15 protein-coding genes are annotated in these 19,992 nt (G+C 72.0%); 6 read left to right on the top strand and 9 right to left on the bottom strand.

Annotated elements, in window-relative coordinates:
* Positions 1–125: 125 nt before the first annotated feature.
* Complete coding sequence (locus tag ACGFH8_RS19825) at positions 126–2,123, bottom strand: GTP-binding protein (RefSeq protein WP_393368893.1); 1,998 nt, start codon at positions 2,121–2,123, stop codon at positions 126–128.
* Positions 2,124–2,477: 354 nt separating this feature from the next.
* Here ACGFH8_RS19825 and ACGFH8_RS19820 point away from each other — a divergent pair, with 354 nt between their 5' ends.
* Positions 2,478–3,872 (top strand): glycosyltransferase family 39 protein, encoded by a 1,395-nt coding sequence (locus ACGFH8_RS19820; protein ID WP_393368891.1) that lies wholly within the window; start codon positions 2,478–2,480, stop codon positions 3,870–3,872.
* A 133-nt stretch (positions 3,873–4,005) separates the two neighbouring features.
* On the top strand, positions 4,006–4,965 hold the full coding sequence (locus ACGFH8_RS19815) for a helix-turn-helix transcriptional regulator (RefSeq protein WP_393368888.1): 960 nt from the start codon (positions 4,006–4,008) through the stop codon (positions 4,963–4,965).
* Here the strand turns inward: ACGFH8_RS19815 and ACGFH8_RS19810 are convergent.
* Together ACGFH8_RS19810 and ACGFH8_RS19805 are read right to left on the bottom strand one after the other, a co-directional pair.
* Positions 4,953–5,501, bottom strand: coding sequence for a hypothetical protein (locus tag ACGFH8_RS19810; protein WP_393368886.1), 549 nt, complete (start codon positions 5,499–5,501; stop codon positions 4,953–4,955). The two genes, ACGFH8_RS19815 and ACGFH8_RS19810, sit on opposite strands and share 13 nt — an antisense overlap.
* A gap of 62 nt (positions 5,502–5,563) precedes the next feature.
* A complete protein-coding gene (locus ACGFH8_RS19805) occupies positions 5,564–6,871 on the bottom strand; it encodes an RICIN domain-containing protein (RefSeq protein ID WP_393368883.1) in 1,308 nt (435 codons plus the stop codon).
* Between the two features lie 156 nt (positions 6,872–7,027).
* Here ACGFH8_RS19805 and ACGFH8_RS19800 point away from each other — a divergent pair, with 156 nt between their 5' ends.
* On the top strand, positions 7,028–8,215 hold the full coding sequence (locus ACGFH8_RS19800; RefSeq protein WP_393368881.1) for a spore photoproduct lyase family protein: 1,188 nt from the start codon (positions 7,028–7,030) through the stop codon (positions 8,213–8,215).
* A 341-nt stretch (positions 8,216–8,556) separates the two neighbouring features.
* Positions 8,557–10,305: a cellulose binding domain-containing protein gene (locus ACGFH8_RS19795; RefSeq protein WP_393368878.1), complete on the top strand. Its 1,749-nt coding sequence runs from the start codon at positions 8,557–8,559 to the stop codon at positions 10,303–10,305.
* A 129-nt stretch (positions 10,306–10,434) separates the two neighbouring features.
* Here the strand turns inward: ACGFH8_RS19795 and ACGFH8_RS19790 are convergent, their stop codons facing one another.
* Together ACGFH8_RS19790 and ACGFH8_RS19785 are read right to left on the bottom strand one after the other, a co-directional pair.
* Positions 10,435–11,301, bottom strand: a complete 867-nt coding sequence (locus tag ACGFH8_RS19790) for a M15 family metallopeptidase (protein WP_393368877.1) — start codon at positions 11,299–11,301, stop codon at positions 10,435–10,437.
* 82 nt (positions 11,302–11,383) lie between these two features.
* Positions 11,384–12,352 (bottom strand): acetylxylan esterase, encoded by a 969-nt coding sequence (locus ACGFH8_RS19785; protein WP_393368874.1) that lies wholly within the window; start codon positions 12,350–12,352, stop codon positions 11,384–11,386.
* 183 nt (positions 12,353–12,535) lie between these two features.
* Here ACGFH8_RS19785 and ACGFH8_RS19780 point away from each other — a divergent pair, with 183 nt between their 5' ends.
* Complete coding sequence (locus ACGFH8_RS19780) at positions 12,536–13,570, top strand: LacI family DNA-binding transcriptional regulator (protein WP_393368872.1); 1,035 nt, start codon at positions 12,536–12,538, stop codon at positions 13,568–13,570.
* A 121-nt stretch (positions 13,571–13,691) separates the two neighbouring features.
* Here ACGFH8_RS19780 and ACGFH8_RS19775 read toward each other — a convergent pair whose 3' ends face one another.
* The 3 genes from ACGFH8_RS19775 to ACGFH8_RS19765 all read right to left on the bottom strand — a co-directional run bounded on the left by ACGFH8_RS19775 (position 13,692) and on the right by ACGFH8_RS19765 (position 16,597).
* On the bottom strand, positions 13,692–14,519 hold the full coding sequence (locus tag ACGFH8_RS19775) for a peptidylprolyl isomerase (protein WP_393368870.1): 828 nt from the start codon (positions 14,517–14,519) through the stop codon (positions 13,692–13,694).
* 87 nt (positions 14,520–14,606) lie between these two features.
* Positions 14,607–15,815: a D-alanyl-D-alanine carboxypeptidase family protein gene (locus ACGFH8_RS19770; protein ID WP_393368867.1), complete on the bottom strand. Its 1,209-nt coding sequence runs from the start codon at positions 15,813–15,815 to the stop codon at positions 14,607–14,609.
* A gap of 53 nt (positions 15,816–15,868) precedes the next feature.
* Entirely contained in the window at positions 15,869–16,597 is a 729-nt protein-coding gene (locus ACGFH8_RS19765) for a MerR family transcriptional regulator (RefSeq protein WP_393368865.1), read from the bottom strand.
* Positions 16,598–16,761: 164 nt separating this feature from the next.
* On the opposite strand from ACGFH8_RS19765, the gene ACGFH8_RS19760 reads away from it, so the two are divergent.
* Positions 16,762–19,056 carry an ATP-binding cassette domain-containing protein gene (locus ACGFH8_RS19760; RefSeq protein ID WP_393368863.1) on the top strand — a complete coding sequence of 765 codons (2,295 nt, stop codon included), beginning with the start codon at positions 16,762–16,764 and terminating at the stop codon, positions 19,054–19,056.
* Positions 19,057–19,102: 46 nt separating this feature from the next.
* Here ACGFH8_RS19760 and ACGFH8_RS19755 read toward each other — a convergent pair whose 3' ends face one another.
* Complete coding sequence (locus ACGFH8_RS19755) at positions 19,103–19,531, bottom strand: protein-tyrosine phosphatase family protein (protein ID WP_393368862.1); 429 nt, start codon at positions 19,529–19,531, stop codon at positions 19,103–19,105.
* Positions 19,532–19,992 lie beyond the last annotated feature (461 nt).

Raw genomic sequence — 19,992 nt, 5'->3', positions numbered from 1 at the left:
GCAGACGCCGGGCGGCAACGGTGCGGACGCGCTGTGGCACGGCGTACTCCCTTCGGGGTGTGCTCGGTTGACCTTGCTTCGACGAGACTAGGAGGTCCCCGGGGCGTCCGCAATGGATATCGCCGTTACCGGCCGCCGACCCGGCGGGCGACCGCCAGCAGATACTCCTTGCGATCCAACGGATTGTTGTCCCAGCGGGCCCGGGTGGGGGCGACACCCGACACCGGGCGGTATCTGACGAACTCGGTCTCCAGGACGCCCTCACCCCGGGTCAGCGCGGGCAGCCGACGCTCCAGCGCGTGCACCAGGCCCGCCGGGATCTCGCCCCGCACCACATACGAGGTGCCCCGCCCGACGGTGTCCGTCGGCACCGCGTCCAGTCGGGTGAGCGCGGGCAGCAGCGTGCCGAGGACGTCACCGGGCACCTCCAGCCGGAAGCGGTGCACCGGTTCGTGGACCCGCGTGCCGGCACGGGTGAGCGCGGCCATCAGCACCAACGGGGTGAGGTTGCGGAAATCCCCGGCGGTGCTGGACATGCTCTTGTCGAAGCTGCCGTGGGAGTGGCTCTGCCGCGCCCAGTAGCCGGCGTGGGTCATCGTCACCTCGCAGTCGGGAACCTCCCACCCGGACAGCCCCTGGCGCAGGGTCCGGCGCACGGACTCCTCGACGGCGGCGAAGAAGGCCGGTGGCATCGACCCCAACTCGACGCCGAGGTGGAAACTCACACCGGCGCCGGTCGGCGCCGCCGCGATCCGCAGCCCGACGGTGGCCAGGAAGGGATTGGGCGCCACCGCGATCACCTCGACCGCCCCGCCGACGCCGCACACCCGCTCCACGTGCACGACGCTGGTCTCCCGGAACGTCACCCGCACGCCGAAGTCGTCAGCCAGGGTGGCCTGGATGACCTCCTTCTGCACCTCGCCGTAGAGGGACACGCTGATCTCGTGGTGCCGGTCGTCCTGCCGCAGGTTGATCAGGGGATCCTGTTCGGCGAGCTGGCTCAACGCCGCGTGGAGCGTGACCCGGTCGACGGGGCGCTCCGGCACCACCACCGTCTCCAGCGTGGGCGGCGGGAAGTGGCGGTCCGCGCCGGCACGTTCCGGGGGTACGCCGACCGGGTCGCCGATCCGCGCCTCCGTCACACCCCAGAGCCGGGCGATGTGGCCGGCGCCGACCGACGACGCCACCACGTCAGCCCCCAGGGTGGCGACACGTATCGCCGTGACCAGCGCGGCGTCGGCCCTGCCGACGCGGACCCGATCGCGGACCCGGATCGTGCCGGCGAAGAGCCGGACCAGGGCGATCCTCTCCCCCGCCGGACCCCGCTCGATGGCGAAAACGGTGCCGGAGAGCGGGGCGTCGACGTCACCCTGAGCTGTCGGCAGCAGTTCGGTGATCCCGGCGAGCAGCGCGTCCACGCCCGCGCCGGTGATCGCCGAGCCGGCGTACACGGGCTGCACGAGCGCCTGGCGGGTCCGCGTCGCCAGCGCACCGCGCAGTCGCGGGTACGGCACCGCCGACGGGTTCGCCACCCAGTCGGCGAGCAGCCCGTCGTCCTGCCCTGCGAGCACGTCGAGCAGCCGGTCGGTGAACGCCTCGTCGGCGGGGCCGTACGGCGAGCAGCGGGCGGCACGGGTCCCCGGGATCTCCACCGAGCCCATCGCCACCACGGCCGGGGAGAGCTTCTCCGCGACGGCCCGCACGACCCGCTCGGGGTCCGCCCCGGCCCGGTCGACCTTGTTGACGAAGATCAGCGTCGGGATGCGCAGCCGACGCAGGGTCCGCATCAGCAGCCGGGTCTGCGGTTGTATCCCCTCCACCGCGGAGATCACCAGCACCGCGCCGTCGAGCACACCGAGCACCCGCTCCACCTCGGCGATGAAGTCCGGGTGGCCGGGCGTGTCGATCAGGTTGACGGTCACGTCGTCCAGCACGAAGGAGACGACGGCCGAGCGGATGGTGATCCCGCGTTGCCGTTCCAGGGCCAGGGAGTCCGTCCGGGTGCTGCCCGCGTCGACACTGCCGAGCCGGTCGGTCACGCCGACGTCGTGCAACAGCCGTTCGGTCAGGCTGGTCTTACCGGCATCGACGTGCGCCAGGATGCCGAGGTTCAGGGTCTTCACGCGGCGTCAGGTCCTTCAGGTAGGCGACAGATACCTTCTGGTCGGACATCGACGCAGCGCGCATTGGTGCTCCCTGACTGTTGGTGGCGGTTTCGGGTAGTTCAGCAGGCCATCGCGGCTCGGACAACCGATTTAACGGGCACTCGCGTTCACGTTCCGTCCGGTTCCGCGACGCCGCGTGCTCACCTGACGCGGCTAGGTTCGCGCGGCACCGTCCGCCCCTGTTCCGGGAGAACCACAATCACCGCCACCTGGCCGTCGCACCACGCCGTCGCCACCCCACCGGACCTGCCTCGGGCGGACGCGCATCGGGAACCGGGCGACACCCGGTCCGGCGCGACGGTGGCGAGTTGGGTGCTCCCCGCGCTCGTCGCGCTTGTGCTGGGCCGGTGGCGGCTGACCGGTCCGGCACTCTGGGCCGACGAGTTGGCCACCTGGGGCGTGGTCCGGTTGAGCTGGTCGCAGCTGTGGCAGCTCGCCGGTTCGGTGGACGCGGTCCTGACCCCCTACTACGCCCTGATGAAGGTGTACGTCGCCGTGGCCGGCACGTCCACGGCCGCGTTGCGGCTGCCCTCGGTCGCCGCCATCACCGTCGCCACGGTGGTGGTGACCGCGCTCGGGCGTCGACTCGGCGGCGCCGGAACGGGCCTGGTGGCGGGGCTGCTCTTCGCCATCCTGCCGGTGACCTCCCGGTACGCGCAGGAGGCCCGGTCCTACGCCCTGGTGATCCTCGGTGCCGCTGTCGGCGTGTGGTGCCTGGTCCGGCTGGTGGAGGAGCCCGCGCGCCGTCGCCTCGCCGGGTACGCCGCCGCCGTGGGCGTCGTCGGGCTGCTGCACCCGCTCAACGGCCTGCTGATGCTCGCGGGTCACGCCGTCGCGGTCGGCTGGTGGCAGCTCTCCCACCGAGCCGAGGGCTGGCGGACCGTACGGCGGTGGGTGACGGCGGCCGGCGTGGGCGTGCTGCCGGCGCTCGCGCTGTCCGTCTGGGGTCGGGGGCAGACCGCCCAGGTGTCCTGGATCGCGCGCGTCGACCTGGGTGCCCTCCAGGCGTTCCCGGAACGGCTGTTCCACTCCGCGGCCGTCGGCGGGCTCGTCCTCGTCCTCGCGGTTCTCGGCGTACGCCGCGCCCCGGCGTACGTCTGTCTGGCCGGCGCGGCGTTCGTCCCGATGGCGCTGCTGTTGCTCGCCGGCACCCAACTGCACGTCTGGGTGGCCCGCTACGTGCTTGTCGTGCTGCCGCCGTTGGCCGTGCTCGCGGCGTCCGCCCTGGCCCGCGTCGGACGATCGTCGGCCATCGTCGCACTCGCCCTGGCGGTCGTGCTGGCCCTCCCCGCACACGTCACCATTCGCGCCCACGCCGGTCACAGCCAGGACTCGTACCGCATCGCGGCGGTCATCGGTCCCCGCTACCGACCCGGCGACGTCGTGGTGTTTCCCGACAGCCACCCGAGCATCCCGTGGTCACCACGCGACATCTACGAGCGCTACCTGCCGACCCCACGCCCCCCGGACGTGCTGCGCGTCGCCCCGCAACGCAGCGACGGCAGGTTCCTGGCAACCGAATGCCCGGACGCCGCCTGCCTCGGCACGCCACCGCGCATCTGGGTCGTCGGGGCCGATCCCGCGGCCGACCCGCTGTGGGGCATGGCGGCCGGCAAGCGGGAACGGATCAGCGTCGGCTACCGGGAGGCGCAGCGCTGGCGGTACCCGCTGCTGAGCATCACCCTCCTACAGGGCATGAGGGTGTAGTGCCAAGCCCTCGGTCGAGCCAGGACTGAGTTCGGGCGGCCATCCGGGCACGACCGACCCAGACCCGCGGCGCGGCGCGGTAACGGACCGCCGCCGAGCCGCGCTCCCGAAGCCGTAGGGCAGACTCGCGGGCATGGTGGAGACCTCGGTGCGGCTGCTGCGGCTCCTGACCCTCCTACAGGTTCGCCGGGAGTGGTCCGGCGCGGAGCTGGCCGAACGGCTGGCCGTCACCACCCGCACCGTCCGCACCGACGTGGAGCGCCTACGGGTGCTGGGCTACCAGATCGAGTCCCACCCCGGGGTCGCCGGAGGCTACCGGCTCGGCGCCGGCTCGGCCCTGCCGCCGCTGCTGCTCGACGACGACGAGGCCGTGGCGGTGGCCGTCGGGCTGCGGGCCGCGGCCGGCGGTTCGGTGACCGGGATCGAGGAGACGTCGCTGCGGGCGTTGGCCAAGCTGGAGCAGTCGTTGCCGTCGCGGTTGCGGCACCGGGTGGACGCCCTGCGGGCCGCGACGGTCTCCGCCGCGGGCGGCGGCCCGACCGTGGACGCCGGCACGCTCACCGCCATCTCGACGGCGGTGCACCGCACGGAGCGCCTGCGCTTCGACTACGCCGGGCACGACGGCACGGCCACCGTGCGCGACGTCGAGCCGTACCGGCTGGTCTACACCGGCCGGCGCTGGTACCTGCTGGGCTGGGACACCGACCGGGCCGACTGGCGGACCTTCCGCGCCGACCGGATCCGGCCCCGGGTGCCGACCGGCCCGCGCTTCACCCCTCGGGAGCCGCCAGGTGGTGACGCGGTCGCGCACGTGCTGCGCGGCGTCGGCTCCGCCGCCTGGCCACACCCGGCACGGGTACGCCTGCACGCGTCGGCCGACCAGGTGGCCCAGCGGATCCCCACCACGGCGGGCCTGCTGGAGGCGATCGACGAGCGGACCTGCCTGCTGCACACCGGTGGGGAGTCGTTGAGCAACCTGGCCGCCTTCCTCAGCACCATCGAGGTCGACTTCGACGTCCTCGACCCGCCGGAGCTGCGTGCCGTCGTGCGTGCCGTCGCCGCCCGGTTCGGTCGGGCCGCTCAGGTGTCGTAGCGGCCCCGGCGTCGCCGGTGATAGGCGTAGGCGACCGCGGCGAGCAGTGGCCCCCACAGCAGCAGCGGGAGATAGCAGGCGTAGAAGATCCGGGCCTCCCACGCGCCGCCCTGGGTGGGAAAGTCCGGCGGTAGCGGCGTACCTCGCATGGTGACCCCGGCGAAGATCCGGGCGAAGGCTGCGGTCCACAGGACGGTCAGGACCGTCGCGCCGAGCGTCGCGGGGATGAGGGCGGCCGGCGTCGGCACCCGGCGGCCCCCCAGCCAGGGGATCCAGCGCGGGAACCGCTCTCCCCAGCCGGCGACGAGCCCGACGGCGGTGAACGCGATCAGCTCCGCCACGATCGAGAGGCAGACGACGTACACCCGCCCGTCGAACCCGATGCCGTCGCGGAACGCGACCGGAAGCCGCCAGAGCCCGGACGGCAGCACGGTGAACGGGATGACGTAGGCGGCGATCCGTGCCCAGCGGGGCACTCCCGCCACCGGGGCGTGGGCACTGCGCCACGCCCCGGCCAGTCGATCACTTGTCGTCATGCCGCTCACGCTAGGAAGCGAGTGTGCGCGGCACCTCCCTCCGGCGAGGGAGCGCGCTCCCCCTAGGACTGCGGCACCAGCCGGAAGGACTGCGCCGCGGTGCCGTTGCAGGTGTACTGGACGAGTTGGACGCTGTCCGCGGTGGACGCTCCGGGCACGTCGAGGCACTTGCCGCTGAGCCGGTTGACCAGGCGGTAGTAGCCTCCGCCCTCCGATTCGGCACGCCACTGCTGGTTGTTGCCACCGCTGTAGGACCAGAGCTGGATCCGCGCCGAGTCGGCTGTCGACCGGTCGGTCACGTCGAGCACCTGGGCGCTGTTGGTGCGGTTGTTGACCCGCAGGTAGCCGCCGCTGGTCGGCGCGAACTGGTACTGCTGCGCCGCGCTGCCGTTGCAGGCGTACTGCTGAATGGCGGTGCCGTTCGCGCTGGCGGCGGCGCGGGCGTCCACGCACTTGCCGTTGCCTCGGTTGACCACCGTGTGCCAGGCGGTCGGTGAGATGCCGTCGGTCGGCGGAGGCGTGGTCGGGGGGACGGTGCCGACCCCGGCGAGCCAGTGCAGCCCGTCGATAAGCAGTTGGTTCTGCTGCGCGCTGTCGAACGTCGACGACAGCCCGGTGTTGGTGCTGTAGTTCATGGCGTTGTGGCCGAAGTTGGCGTAGAGCATCTTGTACTGCCGGTTGCTCCACACCAGCGGGTAGTACCCGCCGTACCAGGACTGGTTGGGGTCGGTGCCGACCGGGAAGCTGGACGGGTCGACCGAGGCGAGGATGTCGATGTTCGGGTTCTGCCGCAGGTCGTTGCTCCAGGAGTACCACTCGCTGATCGACGACGGGAAGGTCGCCGGGAGGTTGCGGGTGGCGGCGTGGGTGCGGTTGTCGGCGCGCATCGTGACCCGGGTGGGTCCCCAGGTGTTCGTCTGGAACGAGCCGGTGCCGAGGAAGGTGTTGTAGTACCAGCTCCAGCTCGACGGGTTGTCGGTCCACGCGCTGACGTGGAAGCCCAGCCACGCCCCGCCGTTCTGCATGTACTGCTGGAACGCGGCCCGCTGCGCGGTGGGCGGCGCGTCGTCCAGGAACATGACGACCTTGTACTGGGCCAGGTTGGCCGTGTTCAGCAGACCCCAGTTGTTCGTGGCCTCCCAGGAGAAGCCGTGCTGGGCGGCGGCCTGCGGGAACCAGGCCCGGGCGTCTTTGACGAAGTCGATGTGCGCGGCGTCCCAGGTGCCGTTGTAGAAGGCCAGGACCTTGAACGTCGGCGCGGCCTGCGCGGACCGCGAGGCGGTGACCGTGAGGCCGGCGCTCACCGCGACGACGAGGGCGACGAACACCGACAGGATTCGTCTGGTACGGGAGGAGAGTTCTGCGATCACCTGATCGTCCCTTCGGTGGGGACGCGCGCCGCCGCGTCGACCTACATCTGTTCACAAGGTTTACAGATAGACGAAAGGTTATGCCGTGGCACCGGCGGCGTCAATCACGGTCGGCCGATCGGGTGGGATTCCCGTGACAACGGGTACCCCGGCGCGATGACCAGCCCAGACGCCGTCGACGTCGACGTTCCCCTCGCCGTCGACGTGCCGGCCGCGCCACACGACGCCAGCGGCGAGTGGGTGCCGACCCGTGACCTCGCCGGGCTCGCGCCCGCGGCCCGGCCGGCCCGCCGCTGGACCCCGCGCCGGGTGGTGGCCACCCCGGCCGCCCTGGAACACCCGCACGGCCAGCGGATCGTCGAGCGGGTGCAGGCCCAGGGCATCGAGGTGGAACACCTGCGATCCAACCGGCTCACCGGGGTACGCGGAGAAACCGACCGGGAGACGTACGCGCGGGCCAAGGCCACCATGGCGATCGTGGTCAGCCCACCCTCGCGACGCGCCCTGCAACCCATCGCGCCCAGCGCCGACTGGCGGGTCGACCTGGCCGAGGGCTGCCCGGCGCACTGCCAGTACTGCTACCTCGCCGGCTCGCTGTCCGGCCCGCCGGTGACCCGGGTGTACGCGGACCTCGACGACATCCTGGCCGGTCTGGCCGGGTACGCCGGGCGCGGGACGGTGACCAGCCGCAACGCGCGACGCGCCGACGAGGGCACCACGTTCGAGGCGTCCTGCTACACCGACCCCCTCGCGTTGGAGCACCTGACCGGCAGTTGGCGGCGGGCGGTGGAGCACTTCGCCGCCTGGGACGCGCCCGTGCAACTGCGCTGGACCACCAAGTACGCCGACGTGGACACGTTCGTCGGGCTGCCGCACGCCGGCCGTACCCGGGTCCGGCTCAGCGTCAACTGCGCCCCGGTCAGCGAGCGGTACGAGGGCGGCACGGCCCGGGTGCCGGAGCGGCTGGCCGCGCTGCGCCGGCTCGCGCTCGACGGCTATCCGGTCGGGCTGACCATCGCCCCGATCATCGCGCTACCCGACTGGCGGGACCGCTACGGCGAGTTGCTCGACCAGGTCCGCGCGGCGGTCGACGGGGTGCCGGAGCTGGACCTGACCGCCGAGCTGATCACCCACCGGTTCACCCCGGGCAGCAAAGAGGTGCTGCTCGGCTGGTACCCCCGCACCCGGCTGGAGATGGACGAGGAGTCGCGCAGCCGCAAACACGGCAAGTTCGGCGCGGTGAAGTACGTCTACCCGCGCGACACCATGGCCGAGCTGCGCGGCTGGTTCACCGCCGAACTCGCCGCACGGGTGCCGGCCTGCCGGATCCTCTACTGGACCTGACGTCCGGCTTGTTTCGGAAAACTTTCGCGAACCTCGCCGTCGTTGCTTGACGACAACCGGCTCATCTACCAGAGTCGATGTGGGCGTAAGTGGCGTGCCGTCGGGAGCTCGGCCGCCAGCGGGGCATTGCGGCACATTTGGTGTCGGCTGCGACGGGTGACACCTGTTAACGCTCACAATGCGCCGCACCGCTGTCCTGGTCACGGTGGCGGCGTGACCCGACAGCGATCTGTCGATGTCGTGGCAACCGTGTCGGTTGCGTTCCGCACCAGGACCTGGGCGGCCATTCGTGGCCCCCGCCTCCGCACTGGCAGCGGCCCGATCTTTCAGGAGAATGATCTATGAGGAGACCCAGAGTCATCAGGGCCGCCGCGGTCTCGGCCGGCGCGGTGCTCGTGGCATCGACAGCGATCGCCGTGGCGATGCCGGCCGGGGCGGCAGCCGCCGGTTGTGCGGTGGATTACAGCGTGTCGTCGCAGTGGCAGGGCGGATTCGGCGCCACCGTCGCCATCACCAATCTCGGTGATCCGGTCAGCAACTGGACGTTGGCCTGGTCCTACAGCGCCGGACAGACCGTCACGCAGGCGTGGAACACGACACTGACCCAGAGCGGCGCGGCGGTCACCGCCAAGAACGTCAGCTACAACGGGGCGATCGCCACGAACGGCACCGTCTCGTTCGGCTTCAACGGCTCGTGGACCAGCAGCAACCCCGCTCCGAGCAGCTTCACGCTCAACGGGGTGACCTGCACCGGCGACCCGGAGCCCACCACGCCACCGCCGACCAGCCCACCGCCGACGACCCCACCGCCGACCACGCCGCCGCCGACGACGCCACCACCGACCACCCCGCCGCCGAACGGGCCGGCGGACATCACGGTGAACAGCGCGACCAAGTACCAGACCGTCGACGGGTTCGGTGCCGCGCAGTCAATCTGGGGTAGCGCGTGGTCCACGACGGACACGCAGACGCTCGTCGGGTTGGGCGCCAACCAGTTGGGTCTGTCCATCGTGCGGACCGGTCTGTCGCCGGAATCCAGCGAGTGGCCAATACATGCGGACTCGCTGAAGACGGCGAAGGCGTACGGGTCGAACGTGAAGATCCTCGCCTCACCCTGGACCGCGCCGGCCGCGTGGAAGACGAACAACAGCCGGGTCAACGGCGGCAAGCTGAAGACCGACTACTACGACGACTACGCGAACCATCTCAACAGCTACGTCCAGTACATGCGCGGCCAGGGCGTGACCATCGACGTCACCTCGGTGCAGAACGAGCCCGACTGGCACCCGAACTACGACTCGATGGACTGGAGCGGCACCGAGCTGCGCACCTTCGTCCGCGACCAGGGCACCAAGGTGCAGAACACCAAGCTGATGGTCGCCGAGGCGGTGAACCTCAACTACAACTTCACCGATCCCACCCTCAACGACGCGACCGCCCGCAACAACATCGGCTACATCGGCGGGCACCTCTACGGCACCGAGGAGTCGGGCCGGCTGCGGCCGTACACCCTGGCCCAGCAGTACAACAAGCCGGTGTGGATGACCGAGTGGAACCTGCACGCCGCCGACGGTGGCGGCTCCAACATCTGGGGCAACCCCGCCAACGCGGCGGTGTGGAACGAGACCCTCGACGACATCATGCGCACCGTGCACAAGTCGATGGAGGCCAACTGGAACGCCTACATCTGGTGGTACGGCAAGCGCTACTACTCCTTCATCGGTGACGGCGAGTCGGCGTTCGGCACCGTCGCGGGCGCTCCGCTCAAGCGCGGGTACGCGTTCTCGCAGTACGCCAAGTACGTCCGCCCCGGCTACCAGCGGGTCGCGCTGACGAAGAGCTCGAAGGCCTCCCCGCTGGAGGTGACCGCCTACCAGGGCGACGGCAAGGTCACCCTGGTGATCCTCAACCGCTCGAACAGCGCGGTCAACAACACGGTGGTCCAGGCGCCGCAGAACGTCACCCGGGCCGAGCACTACCTCACCTCGCAGAACGCCAACGCGGCAAGCCAACCGACGAGCGTCAACGGCGGTCAAGCCACCATCAACGTCGGCGCCCGCAGCATCTCCACACTCGTGTTCACCCTCTGAGGTCCGCACCACCCAGGCGGAAGTGTGGGTGCGGCTCGCGCAGCCGCACCCACACGCGTTCCTCGACACCCACACCGAGGGACGCCCTGGCCTGCCTCGGACCAGACCGACCGCACGGCCGGCGGCGCGTCAGCCGACCGACGAGCGGGCGACCGGCGCGGCGAAGAACGTGTCCGGGTACGGCTCGTCGCGCAGGCTGTAGTGCCACCACTCACGGTCGTAGTTGACGAAGCCGGCGTCGGTCATCAGCCGCTGCAACAACCGTCGGTTGTCCCGCGCCGTCGCGCTGATGCGGGCGTCGGCGGTGTGCGCCCGGGAGTCGAAACAGTCGAACCCCGTACCCATGTCGATGCTGTTGTCGGCGAAGCGCCGCCCCCGGGGGGCGGTGCAGGCGACAAGCGGCTGCCCGCTCCGGTACGCGGGCTGGCTGGCGGCGGGTTCGTCCACGAGCGTCAGGTCCATCGTGCTGCCGCGGCTGTGCGCGGTGGGCGCCCCGATGCAGCCCTCGGCGAAGAGCTGGTCCTTGGCCAGGTCCGGGTAGAACTCGGCCTTTGTCTGCTGCTCGCCGGGGCGCTTCGACCAGGCGACGAAGTCGTCCACCGCGGGCTGGGGGCGGTAGCAGTCGTACACCTTGAGGCTGTGCCCACCGGCCAGTGCGGCGTCCTGCACCCGGCGCAGCGACTCGGCGGCCTGCCGGGTGAGCAGGCACAGCGGCTCGGGGTAGCCGGTGATCGGGCGTCCCACGAAGTTGTGCGCGGTGGCGTAGCGGATGTCGGCGTGGATGCGCGGGTCGAGGTCGGTCAGCACCACGAATCCGGGCAGCCGGCCGGCGGCGGAGCTGGACGTCGCGGGGCCGGACGTCGCGGGGGTGGACGCCCGGGGGGTGGGACTTACCGGCGTCGACCGCGGGGCGGCCGGCGCGGGGCGCGGCTCCGGCCGCGAGCAGCCGCCGAGCAGCGCGGCGAACGCGAGCGCGACGGCGATCCGGTGACCCACTTCTCCTGTCTATCAGCCGGGACGGCTGCCGGGGCCGGATGCGCCGGTTCCGGGCCGGCCCCGCCCGGCAGCGCCGATCCGGTCAGCTCTCGGTCAGGTGGGCGCGCAGGAAGACCAGCGCCGCCTCGTCGTCGTCGATTCCGCCGGCCTCGTGGCCGTTGTAGCGCCACACCGCCAACTCGGTCGGCCCGGCGTGCGCGTTGGCCGCCGCGTAGACCGTCGACGGCGGCACGATCTCGTCCATCAACGCCACCGAGTACCGCGCCGGGCGGCGGCAGCGCCGGGCGAAGTTGACCCCGTCGACGTACGCGAGGGTGCTCAGCACCCGCTCCTCGGCGTCGCGGTGGATCGCCAGGTAGTCGCGGATCTCCCGGTAGGGGCGGGCGGCGGTGGTCACCACCGCGCGCGGGATGTCGCAGAGGAACGGCACGAACGCGACCACCGCCCGCACCCCGGGTGCCAGCGCGCCGGCCGCGAGCGCCAACCCGCCGCCCTGGCTGTGCCCGAGCACCGCCACCCGGGTCGGATCGACGAGCGGCAGGGTCCGGACGGCGTCCACCGCCCGGACCGCGTCGGTGATCAGCCGCCGGTAGTAGTAGGTCTTCGGGTCGGCGATGCCCCGGGTGGTGACGCCGGGCGCCTCCGGTCCGGCCGCGCCGAGGTCCGGGGTGTCGCCTCGGCTCCATCCCGAGCCCTGCCCCCGGGTGTCCATCTGCAGGTGCGCGAACCCGGCCGCGGCCCAGAGCAGGTTCTCCAACGGGTGCCCGCGCCCGCCGCCGTAGCCGGCGAACTGGACCACCGTCGGCAGCGCCGTGTCGGCGCCGCGGGGCACCCGCAGCCAGGCCCGCACGGACTGGCCGGCGAACCCCGCGAAGGTCACGTCGAACACGTCGATGCTGTCCAACTCGGTCGCGACCGGCTCGGCCCGCACCGGCCAGCCCGCGTGCCGGGCCTCCGCCAGGGTGTCGGCCCAGAAATCGTCGAAGTCCGCGGGGTCCTGGACGACGCCGCGGTAGTCGCGCAGCTGTTCCTCAGGTAGATCGGTGTACATGCCGTCCTCGGTCGACGAAGTTCCGGAAAGATTCCGTAACTTTGCCGAACGCTAGAACCGACCTGGCATGTCGTCAACCCCCGTCCGTGAGGCAAGATGGCGCGTGGAACGGGCACACCGTTCCGGGATCATCGGTTGACGACGTCTCGTGGTCGTTCTTCCGGCTCGGTGAAGGAGACGCGGGTGGGCGCGGACGACGGACGCAGGGTGACCATCACCGCGATCGCACGGGAAGCCGGGGTGTCGGTGCCGACCGTGTCCCGGGTGCTCAACGGTCGCTCCGATGTCGCCCCGGACACCCGGGAGCGAGTCGAGGAATTGCTGCGCCACCACGGCTACCGGCGACGCACCAGCCGCAGCGTTCGCCGCGCCGGCCTCGTCGACCTGGTCTTCAACGACCTGGACAGCCCCTGGGCCGTGGAGATCATCCGGGGTGTGGAGGATGTCGGGCACGGCGCGGGTGTCGGCACTGTGGTCTCCGCGATCCACCGGCAGCCCACCGCGGCCCGGCAGTGGCTGCAGAACCTGCGCACCCGGGCCACCGACGGCGTCATCTTCGTGACCTCGCACCTGAGCCCGCCGCTGCACGCGCAACTCCGCCGCCTCAACGTGCCGGTGGTGGTCGTCGACCCGTCCGGCGTGCCGGCCATGGACGTCCCGACGATCGGCGCCACCAACTGGGCCGGTGGGCTCGCCGCGACCGAACACCTGCTCGCGATCGGGCACCGACGCATCGGCCTGGTGGCGGGGCCGACGCACCTGCTGTGCAGCCGGGCGCGCCTCGACGGTTACCGGGCCGGGTTGGAGGGCGCCGGGGTGCCGGTGGACGACGCGCTCGTCTATCCGGGCGACTTCTACCACGCCTCCGGGTTCGCCGGCGCGACCGCGCTGCTCGACCTCGCCGACCCGCCGACCGGCATCTTCGCCGCGAGCGACCAGATGGCCTTCGGCGTCTACGAGGCCATCCGGCGCCGCGGGCTGCGGGTGCCCGACGACGTGAGCGTCGTCGGCTTCGACGACCTGCCGGAGGCCCGCTGGGCATCGCCACCGCTGACCACGGTGCGCCAGCCGTTGGTCGAGATGGGACGGTTGGCCGCCCGGACCGTGCTGCGCCTGGCCCAGGGCGAGGGCATCGACTCGCCCCGGGTGGAACTCGCCACGGAACTCGTCGTCCGCGACAGCACCGCCCCACCGTCCGGGTCGCCCGGGCCGTCGTGAGGCCCGACCTGGGTCGGTAACCGGTTGGACCAGTTCCGATCCGCTCCCGAGAATTTCGGTTGCCGGGCCGACTCCGGCCCGGGGCGGTGAGCGGCCGAGGGCCGCCCACCGCGCCGCGTGCTCAGTGGTGGTGGTGCGCCCGGACGGCCTTGCGAATGGTCACCGGCAGCGCGGGCGCGCCGTCGACCGGCGCCGGGTCCTCGGCGGTCGGCGCTACTCCCCCGGCGGCGATCCGGTCCAGGGTGGCCAGCCCGGCCGCGTCGACCTCGCCGAAGATCGTGTAGTTGGGGCGCAGCGCCGAGTTGGCGTACACCAGGAAGAACTGGCTGCCGTTGGTGTCCGGCCCCGCGTTGGCCATGGCCAGCACACCCCGGGCGTACACGCGGCGCTCCCCGGTCGGGTCGGTGGGCGCCGGTGGCAGGTCGGTCGGCAGTTCGTCGCGGTACCGGTATCCCGGGCCGCCCTCGCCGGTGCCGGACGGGTCACCGCACTGCAACACGCTGAGCGTCGGGTACGCGGTGAGCCGGTGGCACGGGGTGCGGTCGTAGAAACGCTTGCCGACCAGGTGCAGGAAGCTCTGTACGGTGCACGGCGCGGCGGCCCGGTCCAGCGTCAACCCGATCGGTCCGTGGTTCGTGGTCAGGGTCACCCGGACGCTGCCCCGGGCCGGGGTGCGCCGCGGGTCCGGCGGCAGCGGCACCGGCCGGGCCGCGGGCTCGTCGGGTGTCTCGGTGTACGCGCACGGGCCGTGGGTGGTGCGCGGCGGTCGGGTGGCGGCGTCAGTAGCGGCGGAAGCACCCTCGGGGGCGGCTGGCGCGGCGACCGCGCTCGCGGACGCCCCGACGACGAGCGCCCCGGCGAGTACGGTCACCCCCGCGAGGCGGGACAGGGCGCGCACCGGCCGGCGGGGTGCCGCTCCGCCGCGGCACGGTTCGAGTTCACTCGACACTGTGATCCTCCTGGACTCGTGGTGCCAGAAAGACCGGAGTCTATGGAGGCCAGCGCCCGATGTCGATCCGTCCGGGCAGTCGGCGGCTCAGGGCAGCCGACGGCGACGCCGCCACAGCAGCCCGCCCAACAACGCCAGCACCCCCGCGCCGCTCACCGCGGTCACCGACCACAACCACCCCGAGCCGGTACGCGCGGGCCCGCTGGCCGCCGCCGGCCGGGGCGCGCCGGGCGCGGCCAGCGCGGACGGTGTCGCCGACGCGGTGGCGGTCAACTCCCCCGCTTCGACAAGCCGGCCCACGGAGGCGTTCCGGGGCAGCGTGAAGCCCCAGTCCAGCAGCGCGGCACCCTGCTCCCAGCCGCGCAGCGGCGCCGATTCGGCACCCAACAGGGTCACCACCAGCCGCCGCCCGCCGCGTTCCGCCGCACCCACGTAGGTGTGCCGGGCCAGATCGGTGAAGCCGGTCTTGCCGCCGAGCGCGCCCGGATACCGGTAGATGAGCTGGTTCTCGTTCTGGATCTGGAAACCCTTCGTGCGCTGCGCCGCCTGGGTGGGAATCTCCGTCTCCTGGGTCAGCGCGTACCGGCGGAAGGTCGGCTCGGCGAAACAGGCCCGGGCGATCAGCGCGAGGTCGTACGCGCTTGTGAACTGTCCCCTGCCATCCAGCCCCGACGGGGTGACCGCGTGGGTTTGCAGCGCGCCGAGCCGGTGCGCCTGCTCGTTCATGGCGCGTACACCGGCGGCGCTGTCCGTCCCGCTGCCGAGCCGGGCCAACGCGTTGGCGGCCTCGTTGCCGGAGTTGAGCAGCAGCCCGAGCCAGATGGTCTCGATGGTGTACCGACCGCCCGCGACCAGGCCCACCGCCGAGGAGCCGGGCTCGATGAACATGTCGTCCTCGGTGACCGTGACCGTCTGCTTCGGGTCCAACCGGGGCAGCATCGTGGCCGCCAACAGGAGCTTCTGCACGCTGGCCGGCGTGCCGTACTCGTGTGGTCCGCAACCGCCGAGCACCTGGCCGCTGTCCAGGTCGGCGACCAGCCACGACGTGGCGGTGATCGCCGGTGGCGCGGCGGCGTCGGCCGGCACGACCAGGCCGGTCGTGTCCAGGGCCGCGCCGCCGACCACCCGCTGCTCGGGCACCGCGGGCGGGGGCGAGGGCCGGGGCGGACGGGACATCGCCGGGGCCGGCGCCCGTGGGCAGCGCACGGTTGCCTGTGCGGACGCTCCCGCGGCGGCGACCGGCGCGGGAGCGAGCAGGACGGCGGAGGCCGTGGCCGCCAGCAGCGCAGCTCTCATGTGCCCGACCCTAGTCAACAAGATCGCCCGGCGGGACGGGATGCGCCTGTCGGTCAACCCGCCTCGCCGCGACCATGCAGGTAGTCGTGCAGGGCGGCCGTGCCCCGCAGCCGGCGCAGGCTGCGGATGTGCAGGTCCTGCTCACGGCGGGCGAGTTCGGCACGGACCCGCTGAGGGCTGCCGGTGGTCCGCAGCTCCGCCAACACCGCCTCGATGATCTCGAACGGGTACGCGCCCCGGCGCAGCAGCGCGATGACCTGCGCGGCGCGGAGTTCCGCCTCGTCGTACACCCGGTAGTTGGTGCCCGGGCGGCGGCCCGGGCGCAGCAGTTCGCGCTGCTCCCAGAGTCGCAGCTGGGAGGTTCGCACCCCGACCAGGGCGGCGACCTCGCCGATGCGGGCGGCGCGACGGGGTGCGGGCCGGGACGCCGGTGGGCTGGCCAGCACGGTCTCGAAGGCGCCGAGCACCCGGCGGATCTCGGCGCGTTCCCGGTCCACCTCGGCGTGGCCGCCGTCGAGCGCCGCGAGGGCCGCCGACAGGTCACCCCTGTGCACCGCGGCCATGATCTCCCGGGCGCGGCTCCAGCCGTGCCCCTCGGCCAGCCGCCGCGCCACGCTCAGCGCGCGGGCGTGCTCGGTGGTGAAGATCCGGTAACCGCTCGGGGTACGCCGAGCCGGCGGCAGCACACCCTGCTCGACGTAGTTGCGCACCTGCTGCACCGAGATCCCGACGGTGGCCGCCAGGTCCACGGCGCGCAGCCGATCCTTACCGGCGACGTCCACGCCAGCCACCGTACCGCTTACGTCGTGATTTGAGACTTTCCCGGACGTGCTGCCGCACCCTGCGCTTGATTGTCGACGAAAGTCTCTACAGGCGGATGAATGAGACAATGGAACCCGCCAGCATCGGCGGGGCAGATCCCGCCACGACTCCGTGAAGGGTTCGCATGTCGCAGCCAGCATGGTCCGCCGCCGACAGCCACGACATGATCGAGGTACGCGGCGCGCGGGAGAACAACCTCGCGAGCGTCTCGGTCGACATCCCCAAACGCCGGTTGACGGTCTTCACGGGCGTCTCCGGGTCGGGCAAGTCGTCGCTCGTCTTCGGCACCATCGCCGCCGAGTCCCAGCGCATGATCAACGAGACCTACAGCGCGTTCCTCCAGTCGTTCATGCCGAACCTCAACCGGCCGGACGTCGACTCGCTGCGCAACCTCAGCGCGGCCATCGTCGTCGACCAGGAGCGGATGGGCGTCAACTCCCGCTCCACCGTCGGCACCGCCACCGACGCGTACGCCATGCTGCGGATCCTCTTCAGCCGGCTCGGCCAGCCGTCCATCGGCGGCGCCGGTGCGTTCAGCTTCAACCTGCCCGAGGGCATGTGTCTCACCTGCGAAGGACTGGGACGGGTCTCCGACCTCGACATCAACGAGTTGGTGGACGTCGAGCGCTCCCTCAACGACGGCGCCATCACCGTGCCGAACTTCGCTGTCGACTCCTGGTACTGGCAGACGATCGTCGGCTCCGGCCTGTTCGACCCGGACGTCAAGCTCCAGGACTTCACCCCGCAACAGTGGGAGGACTTCCTCCACAAGCCGTCCACGAAGATCAAAATGGGCAGCAACAACTGGACGTACGAGGGTCTGGCGGTCAAGGTCAAACGGCTCTACCTGGCCAAGGACCGCGAGTCGATGCAACCGCACATCCGCGCCTTCGTCGACCGGGCGGTCACCTTCACCACCTGCGGCGACTGCGGCGGCACCCGACTCAACGCGGCGGCCCTGTCGTCGCGCATCGCCGGACGCAGCATCGCCGACTGCTCCGCGATGCAGATCAGCGACCTGGCGACGTTCGTCCGGGACATCGACGACCCGGGGGTCGCGCCCCTGACCGCCAACCTGCGTGAACTGCTGGACTCTCTGGTCGAGATCGGACTGGGCTACCTCAGCCTGGACCGGGAGTCGGCCACCCTCTCCGGTGGTGAGGCGCAACGGGTCAAGATGGTCCGGCACCTCGGCTCCAGCCTGTCCGACGTCACGTACGTCTTCGACGAACCCACGGTCGGCCTGCACCCGCACGACATCGCCCGGATGAACGACCTGCTGCTGCGACTGCGCGACAAGGGCAACACGGTGCTGGTGGTCGAGCACAAGCCGGAAACCATCGCCATCGCCGACCACGTTGTCGACCTCGGGCCGGGCGCCGGCACCGACGGCGGCCGGATCTGCTTCACCGGCGACGTGCCCGCGCTGCGCCGCTCCGACACCCTCACCGGCCGGCACCTGGATCACCGGGTGACCCTGCGCGAGGCGGTACGCCCACCGACCGGGCAGCTCGCCATCCGCCAGGCCGACCTGCACAACCTGCGCGACGTGGACGTGGACATCCCGCTCGGCGTGCTCACCGTGGTCACCGGCGTGGCCGGCTCCGGCAAGAGCTCCCTGATCCACGGGTCACTGCGCGGCCGATCCGGGGTGGTCATCGTGGACCAGTCCCCCATCCGCGGGTCCCGGCGCAGCAACCCGGCCACCTACAGCGGGCTGCTCGACCCGATCCGTACCGCCTTCGCCAAGGCCAACGGCGTCAAGGCGGCCCTGTTCAGCGCCAACTCCGAGGGCGCCTGCCCGGCCTGCAAGGGGATCGGGCTGATCTACACGGACCTGGCGATGATGGCCGGCGTCGCAAGCGTCTGCGAACGGTGCGAGGGGCGACGCTTCACCGACGAGGTGCTCACGTACACGCTGCGCGGCAAGAACATCAGCGAGGTGCTGGCCATGTCGGTCACCGAGGCGTACGCCTTCTTTCCGGGTGGTCCGGCGCACCTCGTCCTCGGTCGACTGGTCGACGTCGGGCTGGGCTACCTCAGCCTCGGCCAACCGTTGACCACCCTGTCCGGCGGGGAACGGCAACGACTCAAGCTCGCCATCCACCTGGCCGAGAAGACCACCACGTACGTCCTGGACGAACCCACCACCGGCCTGCACCTGGCCGACGTGGACCAACTGCTGGCCCTGCTCGACCGGATGGTCGACGCCGGCAACACGGTGATCGTCATCGAGCACCACCAGGCGGTCATGGCCCACGCGGACTGGCTCATCGACCTGGGACCGGGAGCCGGCCACGACGGCGGCCGGATCGTCTTCACCGGCACACCCGCCGACCTGGTCGCCCGAGGTGACACGCTGACCGCCACCCACCTGCGCGAATACGTCACCGAGCCGGCGGTCACCCGAAGGGGCTAGGCCCAGCGGGGCCGCGCGGCGGGGGTAGGCCCGGCGGCGGGGGCGGTCAGGCGACGCGGCGCAGCCAGCGCCGCTGCCAGGGCGTCTCCACCGCCTTGGGGTGGTAACCCTCCCGGACCCACGCCACCGCCCGCTCGGCCGGCAAGCCGTCGAGGATCGCCAACGCGGCCAGCGCGGTCCCGGTACGCCCCACCCCACCCCGACAGGCCACCTCGACGCGCACACCGTCGTGGGCACGCCGCAACGCCGCCCGCAGAGCATCGAGGGCATCCGCCCGATCGGTCGGCACCCAGAAATCGGGCCACCGGATCCGCCGGTGCGGCCACGCCGGAACCGGGCCGGGCGCCAACAGCAGGGCGAAGTCGGCGGGCGAGGTCAAGGCTGCGACGCGGCGTCCGCGCACCGTCGCACCGCTGGGGAGTACGAGCAAACCAGACTGCTCGGACCAGGACGGAGAAGCGGTCACCCGACCCATTGTGCCGCTCCCGGCCCAACCGGTGGGTACAGACAGCGCCGCCCCCGGCCTTGTGGACCGGGGGCGGCGCTGGTGTCGGTGTGCAGGTCGCCTCTCGGCGAGTGGCGCGACGCGGCTCCAGCCAAACGGTATTCCGCGACGGCGATATTAGGTGAGGCCCGGGGACACTGAGTCACACCGACACCCTCCACAACCAGCCGGTCCCCCACGTTGTTCCCCCGTGCCCACCCCACCCAGGCCGATCACACCGTAGTGCCGGTGGGCGGCAGCGGGCAGCGGGCAGCGGGCGGCGGGCGGCGGGCGGCGGGCGGCGGGCGGCGGGCGGCGGGCGGCGGGCGGCGGGCGGCGGGCGGCGGGCGGCCGCGAACCATCGAGCCGGGAATGCCGCTGGCCGCACACCCGACGCGGCGCGACGGGCATCCCACCATCCACCGGCTGGCACCAACCAGGGCGGAAACGCC

It is taken from the genome of Micromonospora sp. NPDC049175, assembly GCF_043197345.1.
GTDB lineage: Bacteria > Actinomycetota > Actinomycetes > Mycobacteriales > Micromonosporaceae > Micromonospora.
This window is presented reverse-complemented; position numbering and strand designations above follow the sequence as displayed.